The sequence below is a fragment of the Labilibaculum sp. DW002 genome, from assembly GCF_029029525.1.
GTDB classification, from domain to species: Bacteria; Bacteroidota; Bacteroidia; order Bacteroidales; family Marinifilaceae; genus Paralabilibaculum; species Paralabilibaculum antarcticum.
Genome location: NZ_JAKJSC010000004.1, coordinates 67681 through 87760 on the forward strand (window position 1 = coordinate 67681; position 20080 = coordinate 87760).

General features: G+C 34.7%; 20 protein-coding genes. 12 read left to right on the forward strand and 8 right to left on the reverse strand.

Going from position 1 to position 20080, the window contains the following annotated elements:
- Nucleotides 1-20: 20 nt before the first annotated feature.
- Nucleotides 21-746, reverse strand: coding sequence for a LytR/AlgR family response regulator transcription factor (locus L3049_RS15620; RefSeq protein ID WP_275110753.1), 726 nt, complete (start codon nucleotides 744-746; stop codon nucleotides 21-23).
- On the reverse strand, nucleotides 743-1807 hold the full coding sequence (locus tag L3049_RS15625) for a sensor histidine kinase (RefSeq protein ID WP_275110754.1): 1065 nt from the start codon (nucleotides 1805-1807) through the stop codon (nucleotides 743-745). The genes L3049_RS15620 and L3049_RS15625 overlap by 4 nt, the downstream gene beginning before the upstream one ends.
- 371 nt (nucleotides 1808-2178) lie before the next feature.
- Between L3049_RS15625 and L3049_RS15630 the strand changes: the two genes are divergently transcribed.
- The 4 genes from L3049_RS15630 (at nucleotide 2179) to L3049_RS15645 (ending at nucleotide 6509) form a co-directional block, all read left to right on the forward strand.
- On the forward strand, nucleotides 2179-3108 hold the full coding sequence (locus L3049_RS15630; RefSeq protein WP_275110755.1) for an alpha/beta hydrolase: 930 nt from the start codon (nucleotides 2179-2181) through the stop codon (nucleotides 3106-3108).
- Between the two features lie 12 nt (nucleotides 3109-3120).
- Nucleotides 3121-4968, forward strand: a complete 1848-nt coding sequence (locus tag L3049_RS15635; RefSeq protein ID WP_275110756.1) for a glycoside hydrolase family 13 protein — start codon at nucleotides 3121-3123, stop codon at nucleotides 4966-4968.
- A 135-nt stretch (nucleotides 4969-5103) separates the two neighbouring features.
- Nucleotides 5104-5487 (forward strand): hypothetical protein, encoded by a 384-nt coding sequence (locus L3049_RS15640; protein WP_275110757.1) that lies wholly within the window; start codon nucleotides 5104-5106, stop codon nucleotides 5485-5487.
- A gap of 182 nt (nucleotides 5488-5669) precedes the next feature.
- Nucleotides 5670-6509, forward strand: coding sequence for a S1 RNA-binding domain-containing protein (locus tag L3049_RS15645; protein ID WP_275110758.1), 840 nt, complete (start codon nucleotides 5670-5672; stop codon nucleotides 6507-6509).
- A 146-nt stretch (nucleotides 6510-6655) separates the two neighbouring features.
- Here L3049_RS15645 and L3049_RS15650 read toward each other — a convergent pair whose 3' ends face one another.
- Nucleotides 6656-7942 (reverse strand): Lcl C-terminal domain-containing protein, encoded by a 1287-nt coding sequence (locus L3049_RS15650; protein WP_275110759.1) that lies wholly within the window; start codon nucleotides 7940-7942, stop codon nucleotides 6656-6658.
- A 450-nt stretch (nucleotides 7943-8392) separates the two neighbouring features.
- Here L3049_RS15650 and L3049_RS15655 point away from each other — a divergent pair, with 450 nt between their 5' ends.
- Nucleotides 8393-9238 (forward strand): metallophosphoesterase family protein, encoded by an 846-nt coding sequence (locus tag L3049_RS15655; RefSeq protein ID WP_275110760.1) that lies wholly within the window; start codon nucleotides 8393-8395, stop codon nucleotides 9236-9238.
- 56 nt (nucleotides 9239-9294) lie between these two features.
- Here the strand turns inward: L3049_RS15655 and L3049_RS15660 are convergent, their stop codons facing one another.
- Genes L3049_RS15660 through L3049_RS15670 form a run of 3 tightly spaced genes read right to left on the reverse strand, consistent with a single transcriptional unit; the run spans nucleotide 9295 to nucleotide 11870 of the window.
- Complete coding sequence (locus L3049_RS15660; protein WP_275110761.1) at nucleotides 9295-9927, reverse strand: CDP-alcohol phosphatidyltransferase family protein; 633 nt, start codon at nucleotides 9925-9927, stop codon at nucleotides 9295-9297.
- Between the two features lie 13 nt (nucleotides 9928-9940).
- A complete protein-coding gene (locus L3049_RS15665) occupies nucleotides 9941-11035 on the reverse strand; it encodes a pyridoxal phosphate-dependent aminotransferase (RefSeq protein ID WP_275110762.1) in 1095 nt (364 codons plus the stop codon).
- Nucleotides 11036-11072: 37 nt separating this feature from the next.
- The gene (locus L3049_RS15670; protein WP_275110763.1) at nucleotides 11073-11870 is read right to left on the reverse strand and encodes a phosphocholine cytidylyltransferase family protein; all 798 of its coding nucleotides are present in this window, start codon (nucleotides 11868-11870) and stop codon (nucleotides 11073-11075) included.
- Between the two features lie 1102 nt (nucleotides 11871-12972).
- Here L3049_RS15670 and L3049_RS15675 point away from each other — a divergent pair.
- Together L3049_RS15675 and L3049_RS15680 are read left to right on the forward strand one after the other, a co-directional pair.
- Entirely contained in the window at nucleotides 12973-13200 is a 228-nt protein-coding gene (locus tag L3049_RS15675; RefSeq protein ID WP_275110764.1) for a hypothetical protein, read from the forward strand.
- 110 nt (nucleotides 13201-13310) lie between these two features.
- Nucleotides 13311-13871 (forward strand): transposase, encoded by a 561-nt coding sequence (locus L3049_RS15680; RefSeq protein ID WP_275110765.1) that lies wholly within the window; start codon nucleotides 13311-13313, stop codon nucleotides 13869-13871.
- Nucleotides 13872-14268: 397 nt separating this feature from the next.
- On the opposite strand, the gene L3049_RS15685 is transcribed toward L3049_RS15680, so the two are convergent.
- Both L3049_RS15685 and L3049_RS15690 read right to left on the reverse strand, forming a co-directional pair.
- Nucleotides 14269-15168, reverse strand: a complete 900-nt coding sequence (locus L3049_RS15685) for an SPFH domain-containing protein (RefSeq protein ID WP_275110766.1) — start codon at nucleotides 15166-15168, stop codon at nucleotides 14269-14271.
- A gap of 90 nt (nucleotides 15169-15258) precedes the next feature.
- Nucleotides 15259-15855: a tyrosine-type recombinase/integrase gene (locus tag L3049_RS15690; protein ID WP_275110767.1), complete on the reverse strand. Its 597-nt coding sequence runs from the start codon at nucleotides 15853-15855 to the stop codon at nucleotides 15259-15261.
- A gap of 335 nt (nucleotides 15856-16190) precedes the next feature.
- Between L3049_RS15690 and L3049_RS15695 the strand changes: the two genes are divergently transcribed.
- The 5 genes from L3049_RS15695 (at nucleotide 16191) to L3049_RS15715 (ending at nucleotide 19992) form a co-directional block, all read left to right on the forward strand.
- A complete protein-coding gene (locus tag L3049_RS15695) occupies nucleotides 16191-16736 on the forward strand; it encodes a VanZ family protein (RefSeq protein ID WP_275110768.1) in 546 nt (181 codons plus the stop codon).
- Nucleotides 16737-17032: 296 nt separating this feature from the next.
- Nucleotides 17033-17980, forward strand: coding sequence for an SDR family oxidoreductase (locus L3049_RS15700; RefSeq protein ID WP_275110769.1), 948 nt, complete (start codon nucleotides 17033-17035; stop codon nucleotides 17978-17980).
- Nucleotides 17981-17990: 10 nt separating this feature from the next.
- Nucleotides 17991-18497, forward strand: a complete 507-nt coding sequence (locus L3049_RS15705) for a hypothetical protein (protein WP_275110770.1) — start codon at nucleotides 17991-17993, stop codon at nucleotides 18495-18497.
- A 27-nt stretch (nucleotides 18498-18524) separates the two neighbouring features.
- Entirely contained in the window at nucleotides 18525-19130 is a 606-nt protein-coding gene (locus L3049_RS15710; protein ID WP_275110771.1) for an SRPBCC family protein, read from the forward strand.
- 52 nt (nucleotides 19131-19182) lie between these two features.
- Nucleotides 19183-19992, forward strand: a complete 810-nt coding sequence (locus L3049_RS15715; RefSeq protein WP_275110772.1) for a helix-turn-helix domain-containing protein — start codon at nucleotides 19183-19185, stop codon at nucleotides 19990-19992.
- Nucleotides 19993-20080 lie beyond the last annotated feature (88 nt).

The window sequence follows — 20080 nt, forward strand, 5'->3', positions numbered from 1 at the left end:
TTTTAGAGATTATTTGTGACTTAAGTAATGGAGTTTTCTTCCAGAGTGCTAATAACCGTTGTTTTGTAGTTTCTGCCAATTGGAATTTGATTGTTGTTTATTCCAATAATTGTTGAAGAATAAGTCTCAATTTTATTGATCGCGATAACAAATGATCTATGAACTCTTAAAAAGTTGCTTTCTGGCAGTTTCTCTTGAATGTTGGTGATGGTATTAAGGGTTACAATTTCTTTGTCATTTTCCAGATAAATTGACACGTAGTTTCTTTGACTCTCAATGAAAAGGATCTCGTGAAGAAAGACTTTAACCATTTTCTTATCCGATTTAACAAAAATGAATGGTTGATCTGTTAAGATTGATTCCTTTTTCTCCGTGATTTGATAATCATGTTTTTTAAGCTTGAAATATCTATTGACAGCCTTAATAAACCTTCCAAATGGAATAGGCTTAATTAAGTAATCCAAGGCTTCTAATTCAAAACCTTCAACAGCAAATTCTGAGTAGGCTGTTGTGAAAATAACGGTTGGTGGATTAGAAATATTCTTGAGCAATTGAATTCCAGTTAAACCTGGCATTTGGATATCCAGAAATAACAAATCAATTTGTTTTGTATTTAAAATAGACAAAGCTTCCACGGCACTTTTGCATTTGCCCTCTAGCTGTAAATAATCAATTCGATTAATATATTCTTCAATTACATCTTGAGCTAAATCTTCATCATCAACGATTAAACATTTTATATTCATTGCAACTTCAAATTTAAATGCACATTATACGATTCCTCAGTCGACTCAATTTTTAAATCATGACTTTCAGGGTAAATTAAAGATAACCTCCTTTTTACAGTTTGCAAACCAATACCACCTACAATTGAATCCTGATCTGAACTTGAATCAGGCACACTATTTTCTATTTTAAGAACTAAATTCTTATTCTTAAGACCAATTTCAATCGTAATCCAAGCTTGTCCATCAAATCCTTTCGTACTATGCTTAAAGGCGTTTTCTATAAATGGTAGAATAATCATAGGAGCAATACGATTTGTGCTGATATCTCCCCAAATGTTTAAGCTCAAATCTATTCGATTGCCATAACGAATTTTTTCCAAGTCCAAATAGCTTTTTATACAATCAATCTCCTTCGTTAAATCTACTCGGGTAGAAGTGGTTTCGTAAAGCATGTATCGTAATAAGTCCGATAGTTTTAGAATTACATCTAAGGATTGATCTGATTTTTTTAAGATTAAGGAGTACAAGCTATTTAGAGTATTAAACAGAAAATGTGGCTGTACCTGATTTTTTAAAAAGATCAATTCAGCTTCTAATTTTTCTCGCTGAAGTATTTGTTCGTGCTGTTGAATTTTCGCCAAATATTCCATTGTTTTCACAGTCATGGGTAACATTAAAACCGAACCTAAATTAACTGCACTTCTCACAATTTGAGAAAATGAGAAGGTTGGAGCTTTTTCCCAATTAGGAAAAAAGTACTCTACAATAACCAGATTATCAATTATGCGTTGAAGAATGGCTGTGAAAGAAACAATTAAGACAAAAGCACAAAGAAAAAGCCATACTTTTCTTTTAAACAATAGTCGTGGATAGAGGTAATAAATGACAGTATAAACCAAAAAGATTTTAACAGGTAAATTAATCAGTTCTACCTTAATGGTTTTAAGATAATTTGCATCGTAAGTTCCCCATGCGTAAGCAAAGAATAGCACAAAAAGAATCCAATAAGATAGGTGTTGTACAGCTCTATTATTAATAATATAGGAAAGCCATTTGTTATCGGATGTTATGATTTGCATTTGTGAGCAGATAAAATTGGTAATATACATATGTAAGGGATTTTAGTGCATTTTGCAAATTATAGCACGGTTTAAACTTGCCGAAAGGATGGATTAATGCTTTGCAAGGACGAAATACGTTTAAAGGAATCACTGGGATTCCATAAATATCCATCATTACGCTTGAAATATTATCTAGATTATTAGAACTTGAAGAGGAAATAGTGGGTTTTTGGAAGGATTTAATACGATCATTCGTACGAATTACATTCTTTTAGATACCAACAACCGATCGTTAAGGATACTTGTAAGCCTTAAAATTATTTGTTCTTCTGAATAGTTTATAATATTGTTTGTAGATCTTATTTGTTGATTTTAAAATAATTATGGATATGAGAAAATTAGGAATGATCACACTGTTATTATTTATAGGCTTTATAGGCAATTCACAGAATAAAGGAAATGTGATTGGTACCATTGATGAATACCCAGATTTTCAATCGAAGTATGTCACCATGCGTAATGTTGACGTTTGGTTGCCTGAAGGTTATTCTGAGACACATAAATATTCCGTTTTGTACATGCACGATGGACAGATGTTATATGATCCTGAAAAATCATGGAATAAGCAAGCTTGGGATGTCGATAATGTTGCCACAGAATTATTAAAAGCTAATAAGATAAAGGATTTTATAGTTGTTGGTATTTGGAATGGTGGGCAAACAAGGCATATCGATTATTTTCCGCAAAAACCGTTTGAAGATTTATCGCAAACCGAAAAGGATACTGTAAATGCTCAGTTGAAAAGATCGAGTAGGACAAATGAGATTTTTAAACCTGTATCCGACAATTATCTTAAATTTATTGTAAAAGAATTAAAACCGTTCATCGATAAAAAGTATTCCGTACATACCAAGAAGGAAAATACTTTTATAATGGGAAGTAGCATGGGCGGATTGATATCCATGTATGCCATTTGCGAGTATCCAAATATCTTTGGTGGGGCAGCTTGTTTGTCAACGCATTGGGTTGGAACATTTACATTGGATAATAATCCTGTGCCGAATGCATTTATTAATTATTTGAGCGAAAATTTACCAAATCCTAGAGGGCATAAAATCTACTTCGATTGTGGCGATCAAACTTTGGATGCTTTGTATCCTGCCATACAGGAAAAAGTAGATGCGGTAATGACTGCAAAAGGATACGATGATACCAATTGGATGACTAAGTTTTTTCCGGGAGAGAACCACAGTGAAAATGCTTGGAATAAAAGATTGAATATTCCCTTGGAATTCATTTTAGGAAAAAACGAAAAATAAAAATATTTACATATGAAACGATTATTACTAGTTACATTAACAGTGCTTTTATTAGGCAATGTATCTGTGTTTGCAAAGAACAAAATTGATCATTTAGAGCCCGCATTTTGGTGGGTAGGAATGAAGAATACAAACTTACAATTGTTGGTACATGGAGAGAATATAGCTGAACTACAAGCCGAAATTGATTATCCTGGAGTAAGTATTGAAAAGGTAAGTAAGGTTGAGAATCCAAACTATATGTTTATTGATTTGAAATTGAGCACAGAACTAACAGCTGGGAGTTTTGATATCCTGTTTAAAAAGGGAAAGAGAACTGTAGTAAAGTACAATTATGAACTAAAAGAGAGAAGAAAGGGATCGGCCGAACGCAAAAGCTTTACGTCTGCAGATGCAATGTATTTAATTACACCAGATCGTTTTGCTAATGGAAATCCAGATAATGATAATGTAAAAGGTTTAAGCGACGGATTGAATCGAGAGGATAAATCGGGACGCCATGGTGGAGATATTCAGGGAATGATTGACAACTTGGATTACATTTCTGATATGGGATTTACATCTATTTGGATAAATCCGTTATTAGAGAATAATCAGACCATGTCTTACCATGGTTATGCTACTACCGATTATTATAAAATTGATGAGCGATTCGGAAGTAATGAAGAATATCTGAACTTATCTAAATTAGCTGAGGAAAAAGGTATTGGAATCATTATGGATGTAATTTTGAATCACTGTGGTTCGGAACATTGGTGGATGAAGGACATGCCATCAAAAGATTGGATTAACAATGAAGGAGAATTTATTTCTTGTACTCATAAAAGAACAACCGTTCAGGATAAATATGCATCGAAAGAAGATTTGAAGCAGTTTACTGATGGATGGTTCGTAAAAGAAATGCCAGATTTGAATCAACGCAATCCGTTCATGGCAAATTACCTGATTCAGAATGCTATTTGGTGGGTTGAATACGCTAATTTATATGGAATTCGTGTGGATACTTTTCCATATTCGGATGCGGAATTTTTGAGAGAATGGGATTTGAGATTATTGGCGGAATATCCGAATTTGAATATTGTTGGGGAAGAGTGGAGTACAAACCCTACAATTGTATCTTACTGGCAAAAAGGAAAGCAGAATAAGGATGGGTATGATTCAAAATTACCAAGCCTTATGGATTTTCCAATGCAACATAAATTGGTGGAAGCATTAACTCAAGAGGATACTTGGGGAACAGGCTTAATTCGTTTGTATGAGTTGTTAGTTAATGATGTACTGTATCCAGACCCAAATAACTTGGTTATTTTTCCAGATAATCATGACATGGCTCGTATTTTCGATCAGGTAGATCGTGATTATGATCTGTATAAAATGGCGATGACTTATGTGTTGACTATGCGAGGAATCCCTCAGGTATATTATGGAACAGAGATTCTAGCGAAAAGTGATGCCGGTGGAGACCACGGATTATTACGTATCGATTTTCCTGGTGGATGGGCAGGTGATAAGGTAAATGCATTTACAGGCCAAGGCCTAGGCGAGCAAGAGAAAAATGCACAAGCCTTTTGTAAAACGATATTGAACTGGAGAAAGAATAAAGAGGTAATTCATTCAGGTAAATTAATGCATTATGCGCCAGACATGGGTTTGTATAGCTTTTTCCGATATTCTGATACTGAAAAAGTAATGGTGATTTTAAACAAGAACATCGAATCGGTAAAGTTAAATACCAAGAGATATCATGAAATGCTTGGTGGAAAATCATCTGTAAAAGATATCATCACTGGTGAGACATTTGAATTGAATGATAGCTTTGATATTCCTGCTCGTTCAACAATGATTTTAGAGGTAAATTAGAAATAGAAGTTAGTTAGATTTGAATCCCTTAACAAGTTGTTGTTGAGGGATTTTTTTGTTTGTGTATTTTTTGTTGCCTGATGATTGTTTTGTAGATTGGAAATGGATGAAGTGTACAATTTTAATAATCTGATCATGAAATTACTTATCAAATTGTTCGGGATACTAATTATTCTTGCGGGGATCTCTTTGCTTATTAAACCTGAAATTATTTTAGCTTGGATCGAAAATAATATGGAGAGCACTGCGCTTTATGTAACTGCTATTGTGGCGAGATTGGCTTTGGGTGTTTTATTTTTAGTTGTTGCTAAAGAATCATTATATCCTGCTGCAATTAAAGTTTTTGGCTACTTGTTTGTACTAGCTGCTATCATCCTTTTTTTTATAGGTCATGAAAGTTTTAAGGCATTTATCAACTCACTTATTCCACATGTAAATCCGTATGCGCCTATAGTTGGTGTGTTGGCAATAGTATTTGGTGCTTTTCTTGTTTATGCTTTTTCCAATAGAAAGAGTTGAATTAGATGAAACAAATAGAAAATAATTCCCGAGTCTGCAGCCTCGGGTTTTTTGTGCGTAAAAGCCTATCGTGCTGTTGCAGCTAGTATGAGTAGTATTGAAAAATCAAGAATGCTTTAATGCGAGTTTATTTAAGTCTTGAACTTTTATTCACGCTCCTTGTTTTGTAGATTCGTGCTGCGATGCAAAAAATACTTGTATTCGTTCGTTTCTCGATCAATAAAAAAATAGTAGTGTACCAAATGAATAAAACCAAAACTTGGCAAGAAATTGCCTCTAATTATAAAGAAGGCACAATACATACAGGTCGTGTTATCAAAATGTTTAGCTATGGCTGTTATGTTGAACTTGAGGAGGGGCTTGTAGGACTTCTTCATTTAAAGGATATGGCCTGGCTTACAACCAATTTAAAACCTATAGATTTTGTCAGTTGTGAGGACAAAATAGAAGTTATGGTTTTAGAGGTAAACGAAGAAAAAGAGTCCATTTGTTTGGGAGTAAAGCAATGCACACAAAATCCGTGGGTAGGAATAGCGGAACGATATCCGGAAGGAAAACGGGTGAAAGGGCAAGTTACTAAGGTGATCGATTATGGCTGTATGGTTCTTATTGAAGAAGGCATAGAGGGCATAGTTCATGTCTCGGAAATGGATTGGACCAATAAAAATATGCAACCTGGCCATTTAGTAAGTGTTGGTGATACGATAGAGGTGATGGTGTTGGATGTGCACGAAGCAAAACATCGAATGTCGCTCGGGTTAAAGCAATGTCTGCCAAATCCTTGGAGGCAATTTGAACAGGAATATCAGATAAATGATAGTTTAACTGGTAAGTTTGAAGCATTTTACCCCTTTGGACTTTTCGTTAAATTGGAATGGGATCTTTCGGGTATTGTTTATTCTTCCGATATGCCTAATAACTTAGAGGATTTGAAGAAAGGCGATGAGCTAAAATTAAGTGTTTTAAGTATTGATGCAGAAAGAGAACGTATTGGTTTGAAAGTAATATCAACAGAATCTTGAGAATGGTGATTTTATTTATGCATTAATGGCATCAAGTTGGTGAGTTACTTTTAGCAAGCTTTGGTAAATGAATGTTGACTGTACTAGAAAAATCCGACAAAGGAAAAGTTCTTTGTCGGATTTTTTTATATGCTTTTTAAAGTAGTTTAGTTTGCATCGCGAACCATACGTACGTAGTTGTAATATCTTTCACCACCTTCGCCTAATGGACCACCTTCGTATTTGGTATCGAAACGAACACCACCTGCACCATGAAAATCTTCACCTTCACCATTAACAGCCATGCCAAATGCAACATACCATGCGTAGTAGAACGGCTCGCCAGATGTAAAATTAGCTGATGTACCTGTCCAATAATAGCCATAATCGTCGTTGCCAGCCTCGTTAATAATTGGCGTACAGCTAAATATTGGATCGATTGCCGCACCTACATTTTCAGAATTTTCAGCACTTGGCGAGTAAGAGTAGTCAACAATTCCTTGCAGCTCTTTTACGTTTGGCATTCTCCAATCGCTATGTCCAGCTAATTCAGAAGCTTCGCAGTAAGCTAAAGCAGTTTCCCAGTTCATTGCTTCGCCATTATCAGCTTGCGCCCACATTAAACCAGAAGCACTATCTGTTATGGTGCCATCATCGTTTTTGGTGTATTTATTAATTCCATATTCGTCTCCACGAACGGCACGAACATATTTTGCTAAAGGATTTCCTGTTGGAGCAGCATTACCATCTCCAGGAGGAGGAGTTCCATCTTCTGGAGCTTCACCATCACCAGGAGCTCCATCATTGCCACCACCAACTTCACCTTCTGGCATTTCAGCAGCATAGGCTTTAATGTGACCCGTTACATGGTTTACACCGAAAGCTGATTTAGAACCACCCTCAACTGTTGAACCTACATAATAGTTGCTCGACCAAAATTGTTCGTCTTTTGAAACTTCGCCACTGGCAAGCTTAAAATAGTCGGTATCGATATATGGCCACCCAGATGAAAAATCACTAATCGAGAAAAGTTCTTTCAAGCTTGGCATTCTCCAATCGTCGTAACCACCAAGTTCCAATTCGTTACAATAATCAACCGCCTCTTGCCATGTAAATTCGTCGGTTGTTGGAATTTGCTGCCACATTAAACCAGTATTGTTATCGGTAACTGTTTCATTACCATGATCCGTATAGCTCATGCTTTTTCCTTTCAGGTAGTTGGCATCTTGTCCGTAGAAATCATCACCTACGCTTAATGATGAAACAACAGCGCCATCATTATCATATAGGGTAGTTTGTCCAGAAGCAATTTGTAAATAACTGAATTCGGTTGTTTCTGTAGGATTCTCATCATCGCTATCATCATTTTCGCAAGATGTAAACAATAGACTGGATACTATGCATGCCGATACTGCAAAGGCAATTGACTTTTTCGGGATTCTGAATTTTTCCATTTTAGTAAGTTATTTGATTGATTTTACTCGATAAATCAAAGAAAGGGAGAGATTGGGGTATTTGAAAAAGCAATCAACGAAATGGAATATTCTATCTACGAATTCGATTTTCGAAAAAAATAAGTTCATGCCAATGTGTTGGATGTTTATTCCGATTGGTTAAAAAACTGTCGGTATACTCAAAATTGGGATCTGGTTGATTTGTATTGACCCATGAAAATAATCTTAGAAGAAGTAGAAAATTGTTGATTAGAAAATGTAAATATTAGGCTTTGCTCATTTGATAGCAGCAAAAAAAATAGTTGTGCTTTCCTTTATCAATTCGAAATAAAAATTTTAAACGGGCAATATTGATTACATTTAGTAAATAACGCTTTCTTATTATAACACGAGAATGTAGAGTAAAAGTATTAACCTGGTTTTTATAAAAATCCGAATAAGGAATACGATATGAATATTTTACATCTATCAGATCTGCATTTTGGCCCAAGGCACTGGGACGGTAATGATCAGCTTTTACTCGAAAAAATTAATTCTTTCGATGCTGATATTGTGATTAATACCGGCGACAATACAACAGATGGCTTGGAAAGCGAATATGCTCTAGCAGGCAAGTTCCTCAAAGGGATTAAGTGTGAAAATATCGTCTCTACTCTTGGGAATCATGATAAAAGAAACATGCGCTCTCATGAATTATTTCAGGAATATATTGATGATTCCAAGATGATTTCCATTTCAAAAAAAATCAAGACAAGTAAGAAACATCTTTTTCTAAATTTAGAAATAACGAAGCTAAATGATCATTTTACCGATGTGAATTTTGTTAAAACAATTGATATTAAAGGGAAAAAGGTTTTAATTATCAGTATCGATTCCAATGAACTATACAGCGATGATGGTTACGTTGAAGAAAAAGTATTAAGAGCTGTTTCTAAGGTAATTAGACAGGCAGAATATGACATTCCTTTATTGCTTACCCATTATTCTGTTTTAGGTACCGACGAATGTCCTTTAAAGAATTCGGCGACCCTAATCGATTTTGTACAAAAACACAAAATCAAACATATCTTTTGCGGTCATACGCACGAACTGGAATTGATGCGTACCAATGATCTCTATTATGGGCATACATTTGATCAATACATGTGTGGTACTTTATCTGCTCGCAACCATCCAAACGACGATAATATGTTCTTATACTATGAAAATTTGGGCACTAAGAATATGCATTTGTATGTGATAAGGATATTCTTAGACAAAGACAAACTACGATTTAAAGAAGAGAAGGTCTATTAGTATTTGCAATTTCTATTAGAGTAAAGCTTAACTAACGACCCTCATTTCAATTAAATTTAATTCATCAATATCCATCCAAAAACTCCTGTCATTACGACTACATAGGCAACTAGAGCATAAACCCATTTCCCACCAAACTTTGGTGTAGGAATCGAGGATAAGTTTAGAGCCGATAGAAGCATCATGAGTGCATAAATCAATATGGAAAAAACCGAAGGCGTAAAAAAGCCTTCAAATGCAAACACCAGAGCCAATATAAGCACATTGTTATCTAGCGGAAAGCCTTTGTATGTTTTGCTATCAATAAGTCCGTAAACATTAAAATAAGTCAATCGAACTGCACTGGCAGCAATAATTACAAATGCACCGGGTAAGAACCAAATACTGTAATTTCCATAGCTTAAAAGTACGATAGCAGGAAAAACACCAAAGCTCACAATATCAATCATAGAATCGAACTCAGCTCCAAAATCACCTTGTATTTTGGTTCTGCCTTTCATGTTTCGTGCAATAATACCGTCGTACCAATCGAACAGTACCGCCCACAAAACGCCAATCATTGCTGCTTGAAAATTACCTTGTATCGCAAAATAAATAGCTGTAACAGCACTCAGTAAGCCTAAAAGAGAGCAAATATTCGGCAAATCTTTAATGAAACCGAATACGCTTATTTGTTTATTATCATTCATTTTACTTCCTTTTTTAATACATGACATCTAGTAAGGCATCAACAAGTGCGTTGTTTTCCTTTTGGGTACGACTAGCAATTCGAATGTATCTATCTGCATCGGGTTGGGTTTTCCCAACACTATCTTTGATATAAATATTGTACTTAATAAAAAGACGCTTTGTTACCTCGGGTCCACTTAAAGCTGCATCGGGCAAACGACAATAAATATAGTTTGCATCGGGTTTAAAAACGGTCATTCCTTCGATGGCGCATAATTGCTTGTAAAAAGCATCTCTATCTGCTTTAACTATTTCGCAGCTGTCCTCAAATTCTTGTTTGTATTTAGGAAGTATGCGAAGAAACTCTTCGGCAAATCCATTAATGTTCCAGATGTGAATGCCATTTCGTACTGCTTGAGCAAAATCTGCATTAGCGGTTAATAAATAACCAATTCGTAAGCCACATATTCCATAAGCTTTACTCATGCTTTTAAGAATTGCCATGTTTGGATATTTGTCAATATCCTGCTCCAAGCTTATTTGCTCCTTTTTATCGGCAAAATCAAGAAATGATTCATCGACAATAAGCATGCAATTGCTGGGCTTTAGTTTTTCTGCCAATCGAATTAAATCGGCCTTAGGCACTACCAAAGATGTTGGGTTGTTGGGTGTAACCACAACAGCCATATCTGCACCAACTTTAATTGCTTCGGCTGCAAATTTATCTACATCGAGCTGAAAAGATGGAAATTCAAGTGGAAACTCCACCGCTTTTCCTTCCGGCGCCGCATTAGCATATTCATTAAAAGAGGGTACAGGTACAATTATTTTTTTTGCTAAACTTCCCGATAATATTTTTATTATTTCGGCTGCACCGTTTCCAACAACGATTCTTTCGGTAGGTTGATCGATTAAGTCACCAATCAGTTCAGCCAATGCATCTTGTGCCATTGGGTAGTTCAGAACCAAATTGTGAATGTTTTCTTGTAGATGTGTAAATACATCCTTAGGCGGAAAATATAAATTGTACAAGTAAGCATGGTCGGTAAAATCGTGACGATAATAACCTCCATGCTGTTTTGTGATGTATTCGTATTTTTCTTCTTGTGTTTTATATTTGCTTCCCATTTTCTTATAATACTTTTAATTACTATTCCTCAATTAACTATGCCACTGCACTTTCATGCTTAGACGATTTTACCAACTTTCTTGGGAATAACAATTCCGCCTTGGCCAAATCTTTCATGTTGTCAATTTCGTACCATGGCTTGTGGTCAAAGGATACCGAATCAAACAGAAGGCTTTTATTGTCGACCATTTCAGATAAAACAGTTTCATAATAACAGTTAACATTACCCGCATCGATATGCTGATTTAACCTCTTAACAATTGCTTGCCATGATGGAAGAGAAAAGCTGTAGATGTTAACGGTTTTGTATCGAGTATCGGAATAGGATTCAGTGGTGCCTTTTTGAAATTTGGTAACTTTCTTGGCCTTGTCAAGAGAAACTGTTGTGCCATCTAACCAAGGTTGCATAAGAGCTACAGCCATCCGATCTGGATAAACCATATCATCTAGTAAAGCAGAGTTCAATACCAAATCACTTTCGAAAAGTACAAATGGCTCCTTTATTGCGTTACGAGCCATCCAAAGCGAATAAATGTTGTTTGTTGTTTTGTACAAAGGACTGTGAATGTATTCAATACATAAATCTCCTGATTTTTCACCAAGATAATCCATGATACACTCTTTTAGGTGGCCTGTAACGATTACAAGCTTTTTAAAACCTTGTTTTTTTAGGTTGGTGACAAGTCTCTCTAGTATCGATTTATCATTTACAAGAGTAAGACATTTTGGGGAATTTTGTGTTAATGGGAAAAGGCGGCTTCCAGTACCAGCCGCAAGAAGTAATGCTGTAGTTATGCGATTTTGACCACAATAATTATCTGAATCAGAATTCATATAATATGTATTGGTATCATCAAAAAAAACTAAACGCGATTTAAGCACCTAGCGTACTAAATATTAGCACTCTGATGTTTGGACTAGTTTGCTGATAATTCAACTATAAGTATGAAGTCTGCTAATGTGATGATTTGTGCTTTGAGAGCTCATCAACAAAAATGATAGTGAATGATTGATACTAAAAGATTAGTAATCCGTCGCAAAGATACTCCTAATTAATAAGGATAACTAATTAATAGCTAAATGATAACAGATTAGAAGCTTAGCGGGTGACTTAATGTTTTATTTACGGAATGATTATTTATTGTTTAGTAGTTTTAAGTGCTAAGCATAATAAATGTTTATTAGTCGATAATAAGGTTATAAATATACTTTTGTAAGAATTACAAACGAAACAAAGCCCATTCTCCATAGGAGTTTGAGCTTTTTGGCTTTCAATAAACTGACTCGTAAGAGTCGGCTTTTGTATTTTATAGAGGCGACGTTTAGCTATTTTAGAATCATATAATGAAATTATAAAGTAAAATAAAATAAATGTTAATAAATAAGATTTGAATTGTATGTGTTATGGTGAAATAGTCGATTGCAGCTTAGGATGGATATTGTGAACGGTAAAATCTATTTTGAAGATAGTAAAATTAAGTCTGTAAAGGTGAGATGAACCTTGTGGATGGTAAAATTGGCTCTGCAAGAAAAAAAATTGGCAATGCGAGTGGTAAAACTCATGCTGTAAGCGTAATGTGGACATTGTGTCATGTTAAATATACTTTGTGCAGATTGCTTCATTGAATTTTTATCCCGTAATGTTTTTTATGAAACACTTATGTAGAGTCATTCTTATTTAATTTTGATTAATAGTTTTGTGCTATTATTAATACTGTTTACTGGGATTTATGCTTAATTTTAGTGCCCCCGCTAGCGCGAGCTTGTAGCTCGTGCTTTGCGAATGCAAACCAAAGCCTTTTTTATCACATTATAAGTACATGAATTTTGAGTTGTAAATACGAATTTGACTTCTTAGATTTTCAATTGATAATAAGCATGAAAGACCATACGCATCGGTTGATTAAGATGTGTGCAAATTTTTAATTATAATATTATGTGGATAAGATCTCAAGATAAAGAAATGTTGATGCAATCTTCAAGTTTTTCAATTACTAGAAACTATGGAGGAAAGTTGAAGTTTGCTATTGTAGGCAGTATTGCAGGGACTTCTAATGTAAAAGTTGTAGGGTATTATAAAACAAAAAGCGAAGCACTCCATGAAATAGATATCATTCAAAAATATTTGGAGACTGGTGATACTGGCATTTATGAGGTAAATTAAATATTTCTAAATAATAATGAAGACAAATACCATAATGCATGTGTCTTGTGCGCAGTTTTATCCCGATTGTAATCTGGACAAACAAGCCAATTCTCAAGTTGAAGTCAATCATGTCAGATAAGTTTCAAGGCAAATATCGAATAAAGTCAGCTCGCCTACAAAATTGGGATTATTCAAACAATGGTTTGTATTTCGTTACCATTTGTACGGCGAATCGTGAATTGTATTTTGGTGATATTGTAAATGGGGAAATGCAATTATCCGAAATAGGACGTTTGGCAAATAAATTTTGGAAGGAAATACCCAATCATTTTCCATTTGTCGAATTGGATGAATTTGTAATCATGCCAAATCATGTGCATGGCATCATCATAATCAACAAACCTAATGATGGGGGATATAATGATAAACGTAACGTAGAGACGCCCAATTTGGGCGTCTCTACCATCACAATGGCATCGGAAAAATGGAACCCTGGATCCTTGGGGGTTATTATCAATCAATATAAACGAATATGTACGATAAACGCCAGAAAAATTCACACCAATTTTGCATGGCAGAGTCGATTCCACGATCACATCATTCGGAATGATGAAAGCCTACAGAGAATTAGAGATTATATTATAAATAATGCATTGAGATGGAGGGATGATAAATTTTGTGATGAATAGTAGAGATATTTCTACCTAAATACCCCCGCTAGCGAGAGCTTGTAGCTCGTGTTTTGTGAATGCAAACCAAAGCCTTTTTATGACATTCTAAGTACATGAATCTTGAGTCGTAAATATAAATTTGACTTCGTCGATTTTCAATTCATAGCAAAGAAGCTTTGTAATTTGTCAGTTTTGCAAGAATATATTGGATTGATGTATTTGTGCGTGAAGCGTATTTTCTGCAAGTAGAACGCGATCGATAAGCTCGAAATGCCTGAGGAGCAGGCTTTTAGATTCGTTGGCCAAGCATACAGCTTGGTCCTTTTTTCTAAACCTATTTTATATTTAAAACGCCCTCTTGCTAGCGAAGCAAAAGGGCGTTGTTTTTTAGTAAAGTTATATTACTGTTCGAACTTTAATTTTTCTGATGATTCGTAACAACATCAGCTCCAACCATAGCCTCCATCACTTTTCCTTTCATGCCTAAATCAGAAGTCATAAAGATGACATTTTGGTTTTTTTCTCCCATACTGATTAGTGTATCCTGATCAATCAGTTTCATTACCAGTTCTGTAGCGTCCTTAATTTGCATATTAGTTCCTACGGTTAAGTCCTTAATCGCTTTTTCACGTCCTTTTAAAACGGCCATTTGCTGCAGAGCTACACCTTCACCTTGTAATTTCTTACTTTCTTTTTCAGCTTCAGCAGCTTTAATAATTAAGATTTTATCAGCTTCACCTTTTTCTTCCGCAGCTTGGCGCAATCTTTTCTGCTCGTTAATCGCATTCATAGCGTCTACGACCTTAGAATCTGGTAAAATATCTACAACCAAAGTCTTTTTTATATCAAAGCCGTAACTGGATAATAATGAATTCAAACCTTCCATTACAGTATTTGCAATATTATCTTTGTTTTCGTAAACCATATCCAATTCCATCTTTGGAACCTCAGCTCTTACGGCATCAAAAACAAAGGATTCTATTTGTGCAGTAGAGTCCGCAAGTTCATAGAAAGAATTCTGAATACTTTCCATATCTGCCTTAATAAGGTATTGAATGGCAACCTCAATCTTCAAGGTTACTTTATCTTGAGTGATAGTTTCAACAGGAACACGCAGTTCTTGTATTTGTAGGTTTTGAACCCCTGCAACTTGATCGATAATAGGGATTCTAAAGCTGATACCTGCTCGGCGTACCGATTGAAACTTACCTAAACGTTGTATAATTTTAGCTTGTTTTTGTTTCACGATGATCAAGGAAAATACGAAAAATACGATCGCGAATACGATAATAATAATGATTGATACAGTTTCCATTTTTAAAGTTTTATTAATTAATATTTGGGTATAATATTTACGCTTAAGCCACGATGGCTTAGGTTTAATTTTCAATGCTTTTTTGCCATGTTAAAAGCCCATATCCATGGAGAATGAATTATAGTTATCCTTGTCTTCGGAGCTACTTGAGTAGCCCAAAAAGTTGGTCGTAATTGTCCACGAAGCATGCCCCAATAATCTGGAAATCCATTTTTTGGCTTCGATAGAGAAATCTTTTGATTCTAAAAACTTAATGCAGAAGGTCTTTAAAAAACTATCTGAGGATAAGTTTTGATAAGGTATTTCGTATTTGGTAAAAAGCAATTTGACTTGTTTGTTGACATATTGCGAGGATAAGACTTGTTTACCCGTATTATTTAAAAATATGTACTGATTAAGTTCTGGAGATCCCAGTTTTATATAAATCCTATTAATAAGGTTTCGAATGTCATCTATAATAAAGATGGTTCTTTCCTTGTTTTTATCTTTAAGCTCGAAAGATTCTTTGTTTAGTATATCTTCCCATCTAATTGTTAATATACTTTTTAACCTAAGACCAAAAAAACACCCAAAAGCAACAATTAGAGCTATTTTGTATTTTTCATCCAATTCTAGCTTTTGAATAGCAAGTGGAATGTATTTCCAATCAATATGCTCAGATTTTGATATGTTTCCCTTTGATGTCATTTCTCTTATTACTTGTAAATTCTTTTGTGAAGTTAAATAAAAAGTTTCAAAAAACAAATTAAATTGATAAAAGTGAAACTTTTAAAATTAATTACCACCCAAAAATGGTGTGAATTTGGCTGAGTGTTAATCCGAAAAGGAATTGTATTTTAATCTCTTACGATTCCGATACAACAATGCCAAGCTCTTAGTTTGGACTTTTTTCAAGCTAAGATTCCACAAAGGGAAGTAGTTGCTTATTATATCCACCGCTAACGGGCTTAGGTTTTGGGAATGTTAATTGATATTTGCCATAAAAGATGTAAATTAAAGAAAATACAAAACTGCGTTACAATATGTCTTTATTTACATCAGCAAGGGAAAAAAAATTATGGTTTTATGCTTTATTGGTTTGGATGGCTATTTTGTCGAGCCTGATATTTGCATATCCTTTATTTCGATTATTGGGGAATGAAAATTCGCAAGCATTGCTGTTTATTTTGTGCATGGGAATAATAGGTACAACTATTATTTTGCATGCCTTTAGAAGAAAATTAGCCCAAAACGACATTGTAAATGTGTTGGGTATTGTGGCTGTATTTCTGATGTTATTTCTACGTTTAGGGCTCGCCGAACGCACTCACTTAATAGAGTATTCTGTACTTACCATATTTATACATAGAGCATTAATTGTGCGTTATCAAGACAAGCATAAAGGCTTATACATTACAATACTTGCACTGCTTTTATCTTTAATAATTGGTGTTTTTGATGAGTTTATTCAGGTTTTTATTCCCAACAGAGTTTTTGATATGACTGATTTTCTTTTTAATGGATTGGCTGCTGGCATAGCTATAGGTGCTAGTTTGTTATGGCAATGGATAAAGAAAATGTTATTCTAGATTTACGTAAAATAGAAGTTTAGTGAGAGTTTTATAATTTGAAACTCTTTTTTGCATTAATCTCTATTTTGTCAATATTTCTTGTTTAGTATTCCTAAAAACTTGTTACTATTTTAACTTAACCCGAGCCAAAAGCTCGGGGTTTTGTTTTGTTTCAATTGCCGAATATTCAAAAACAAAAAGTATCGTAACTTTTAAACAAATAAAAAACGACTTTTAAACAAAATAAAATAACAGATTTCTCAAGACCTTTACAGCATATTAATCGAAGCGAATGTGCTTCTAAAAAAGATAATATGAGTAAAGATAAAATTGGGAATAAGGGATGGACTCCGTTAAGCTTAGGAAATTTAAGCGGAAAAACCGTTGTGATAACAGGAGCAAACACAGGGGCTGGTTTCGAAGCTACCAAGATATTATTGAGTAAAGGTGCTGAGGTGCTTATGCTTAACCGCAGTGAAGAAAAATCCTATAAAGCAATCGATGATCTTAAAGCTCAATTTGGAGCAAAAGCTAAAGTTTCATTTATTAAAATGGATTTGGCCGAGCTTTCTTCTGTTAGCAATGCCGCAAAAGAAGTAATCAAAACCATACCTAAAATTGAGGCATTAATTTGTAATGCTGCTGTTGCACAAGTAGCTAAGCAATCATTTACACTTGACGGTTTTGAAAGCCAATTGGGAATAAATCATTATGGGCATTTTTTATTGACTAAGCTGCTATTTAATAAAGTAGAACAAGGCGGAAAAAGAATTGTTGTTGTTGCAAGTGAAGGTTATAAAATGGGACTGAAGACGATTCAGTTTGACGATATGAATTGGGACAAGAATTACCATCCTAACAATACCTATTGCCATAGTAAATTGGCTCAGATGATTTTCGCCTATGAACTGCAAAATCGAATAAAAGAAGCAAACAAAGATGTCAAGGTTTATGTCTGTCATCCAGGTGCTTCTAAAACATCACTTATTAATAAAGATACTCCTTTAATGACACGGATAATGTGGACTATCCTTTCAAATTCTCCAATGGTACAATCAGCCGAAAAAGGTGCTTATCCGGAAGTAATGTGTGCCACAGAAGATGGATTGGATCAGAAGGCTTATTATGGTCCTACAAAAAGGAATAATTGGGTTGGTCCTGTAGGTGCGTGTAAATTGGAGTCGTTTGTATTGGACAGGGAGCTTGCAGTAAAATTATGGGCTGTTTCGGAGAAGCAAACAGCTTGTAAGTGGAACTTTTAAATTTGAGGATATGGATATCTTAAAAATAGCAACAGATTGGGCAAAAGCCGAAGTTTTTTCATCTGTATTTTTCATCCTATTCGGAATAATGCTTGTGCTGGCAGGTATCGGATTTTGGCAATTGGGAAAAACAGATATAGCAAAAGCATACATCATCCCCAGCTTGGTAGCCGGTTCTTTACTTTTGACCATTGGGTTTGGATTATTTTATACCAACAAATCGAGAATTTCGAACTTTGCAGACGAATATCATCAAGATGCTTCAGCTTTTGTAGAATCTGAAATTGTTCGTGCTGATAAAACTTTAAAAGAATACAAAAGCATAGTTTTCAGGATTATTCCACTTATAATCGTTGCAGCTGCCTTGCTAATTATTTTTATCAATACTCCATTTTGGCAGGCAATTAGCATTACAACCATTGCTATGATGATTGTTATTTTATTGGTAGATGGCACTGCTCACGCCAGAATTAAAGCTTATAAAGAACAATTAGTCCTAGAACAAAAAGCAAATTAACAGCTAGATAAAAATCAAGAAGAAAATATGAACAGAATAAAAATAATTAGCTCATTGGTAATTTTATTAATCTCCTATAACGTTTTCTCGCAAGGCCGAAATTATAAAACTGAAATCACCAAAGATGGTAAAGCCACAGTTAAGTACGAAACGGTAAAAGAGAAGGAGGGAAGACACTTTTATTACAGTGCCCAGCGCAATGTAAATGCCTCTTTAGATAAACTAGATGCTTATTTATCAATCTCAAACAATCATAAAAACTTTTTGGAAAACACCCCAATAAGCGAGGAGATTAGAAAAATATCAGACAACGAATGGGTTACCTTTTACTTATTTGATGCACCTTGGCCAATACCTGATAGCGATGTAATTGTGAAATTTAATCGTGTGAAAAAGGACAACAAACTTGTTTTCACCGCAATTGCCATATCAGATGATTATAAAAAATCGGATGTGTACAGAATAACGAATTACAAATTCGTTTATGAACTGGAAAAAGTTAATGCTGATACCACAAAAATTACCATTACGGCCGATTATATTCCGGCTGGCTTTGTTCCTGTGTTTTTAATAAACACCTGGTTCCCTGAGGGGCCAGCAAGGATTATTAGTAATTTAGGAGTAATGAAATAATTGTAAAGGGTTTGGGCAATGCCCTGCCCAACAATTTTAATATCTTTATTAAATGGATATTCCGAACGTAATAGACAAAGGCAAGGTTTTTATGTCTTGCGTAATGGACAAACAATTCACTTGGGAATACATTTCGCCACAACATATTGTCGCGTTTATATATTCTGGAGAACTTGTTTTGTCGTATGGTAAAAACTCCCTCACTTTTGTAGCAGGCGATACCGTTTTGGTATCCAAAAATCAACTGCATCGAAGCATAAAAAAGCCTGTTAACGGACAAGCTTTCAAATGTGTATCGATGGTTCTTCCTGAGGAGCAACTACGTAAATTTTATCTGAATCGCTCCACATTAGAAACTTGGGCCGAAAATATTTCGAAGCAAAGACCTGTTAAACCGGACCCTTTATTGGAAGGTTTTTTTGGTTCTTTACTGTCTTACTTTGATATGCAAGATGAACTCCCTGATGAACTAGTTGCCATTAAAATACAAGAAGTTTTAACCATTATTGATACTGTAGATAAAAGAGTAAGCTCAGTTTTAGGTACATTTAGCGAGATCGGAAAAATAGACCTGGAAAAATACATGGAAGAGCATTTCATGTACAATCTAACCTTGGAAAAGTTCGCTTTTTTAACAGGCAGAAGTCTGACTACCTTTAAATCAGATTTTAAAAAAATATTTAAGAATACCCCTGGGAAATGGCTTACTGAGAAAAGATTGAATTTGGCACATCATAAACTAAATGCTGAAAAGCAGAAGACCACTGACGTATATCTTTCGGTAGGTTTTGAGAACCTCTCTCATTTTTCCTTTGCTTTTAAAAAAGCATTTGGTTACAGTCCTAGCAGTATATATGAGTAGTAGTATATTAATAATCTTTAAGCCAAAAATGATTCCCTGCCTTGTTTTTTTTATTTTAGGTATTCTCATTTTTCGTTGGTAATTATTC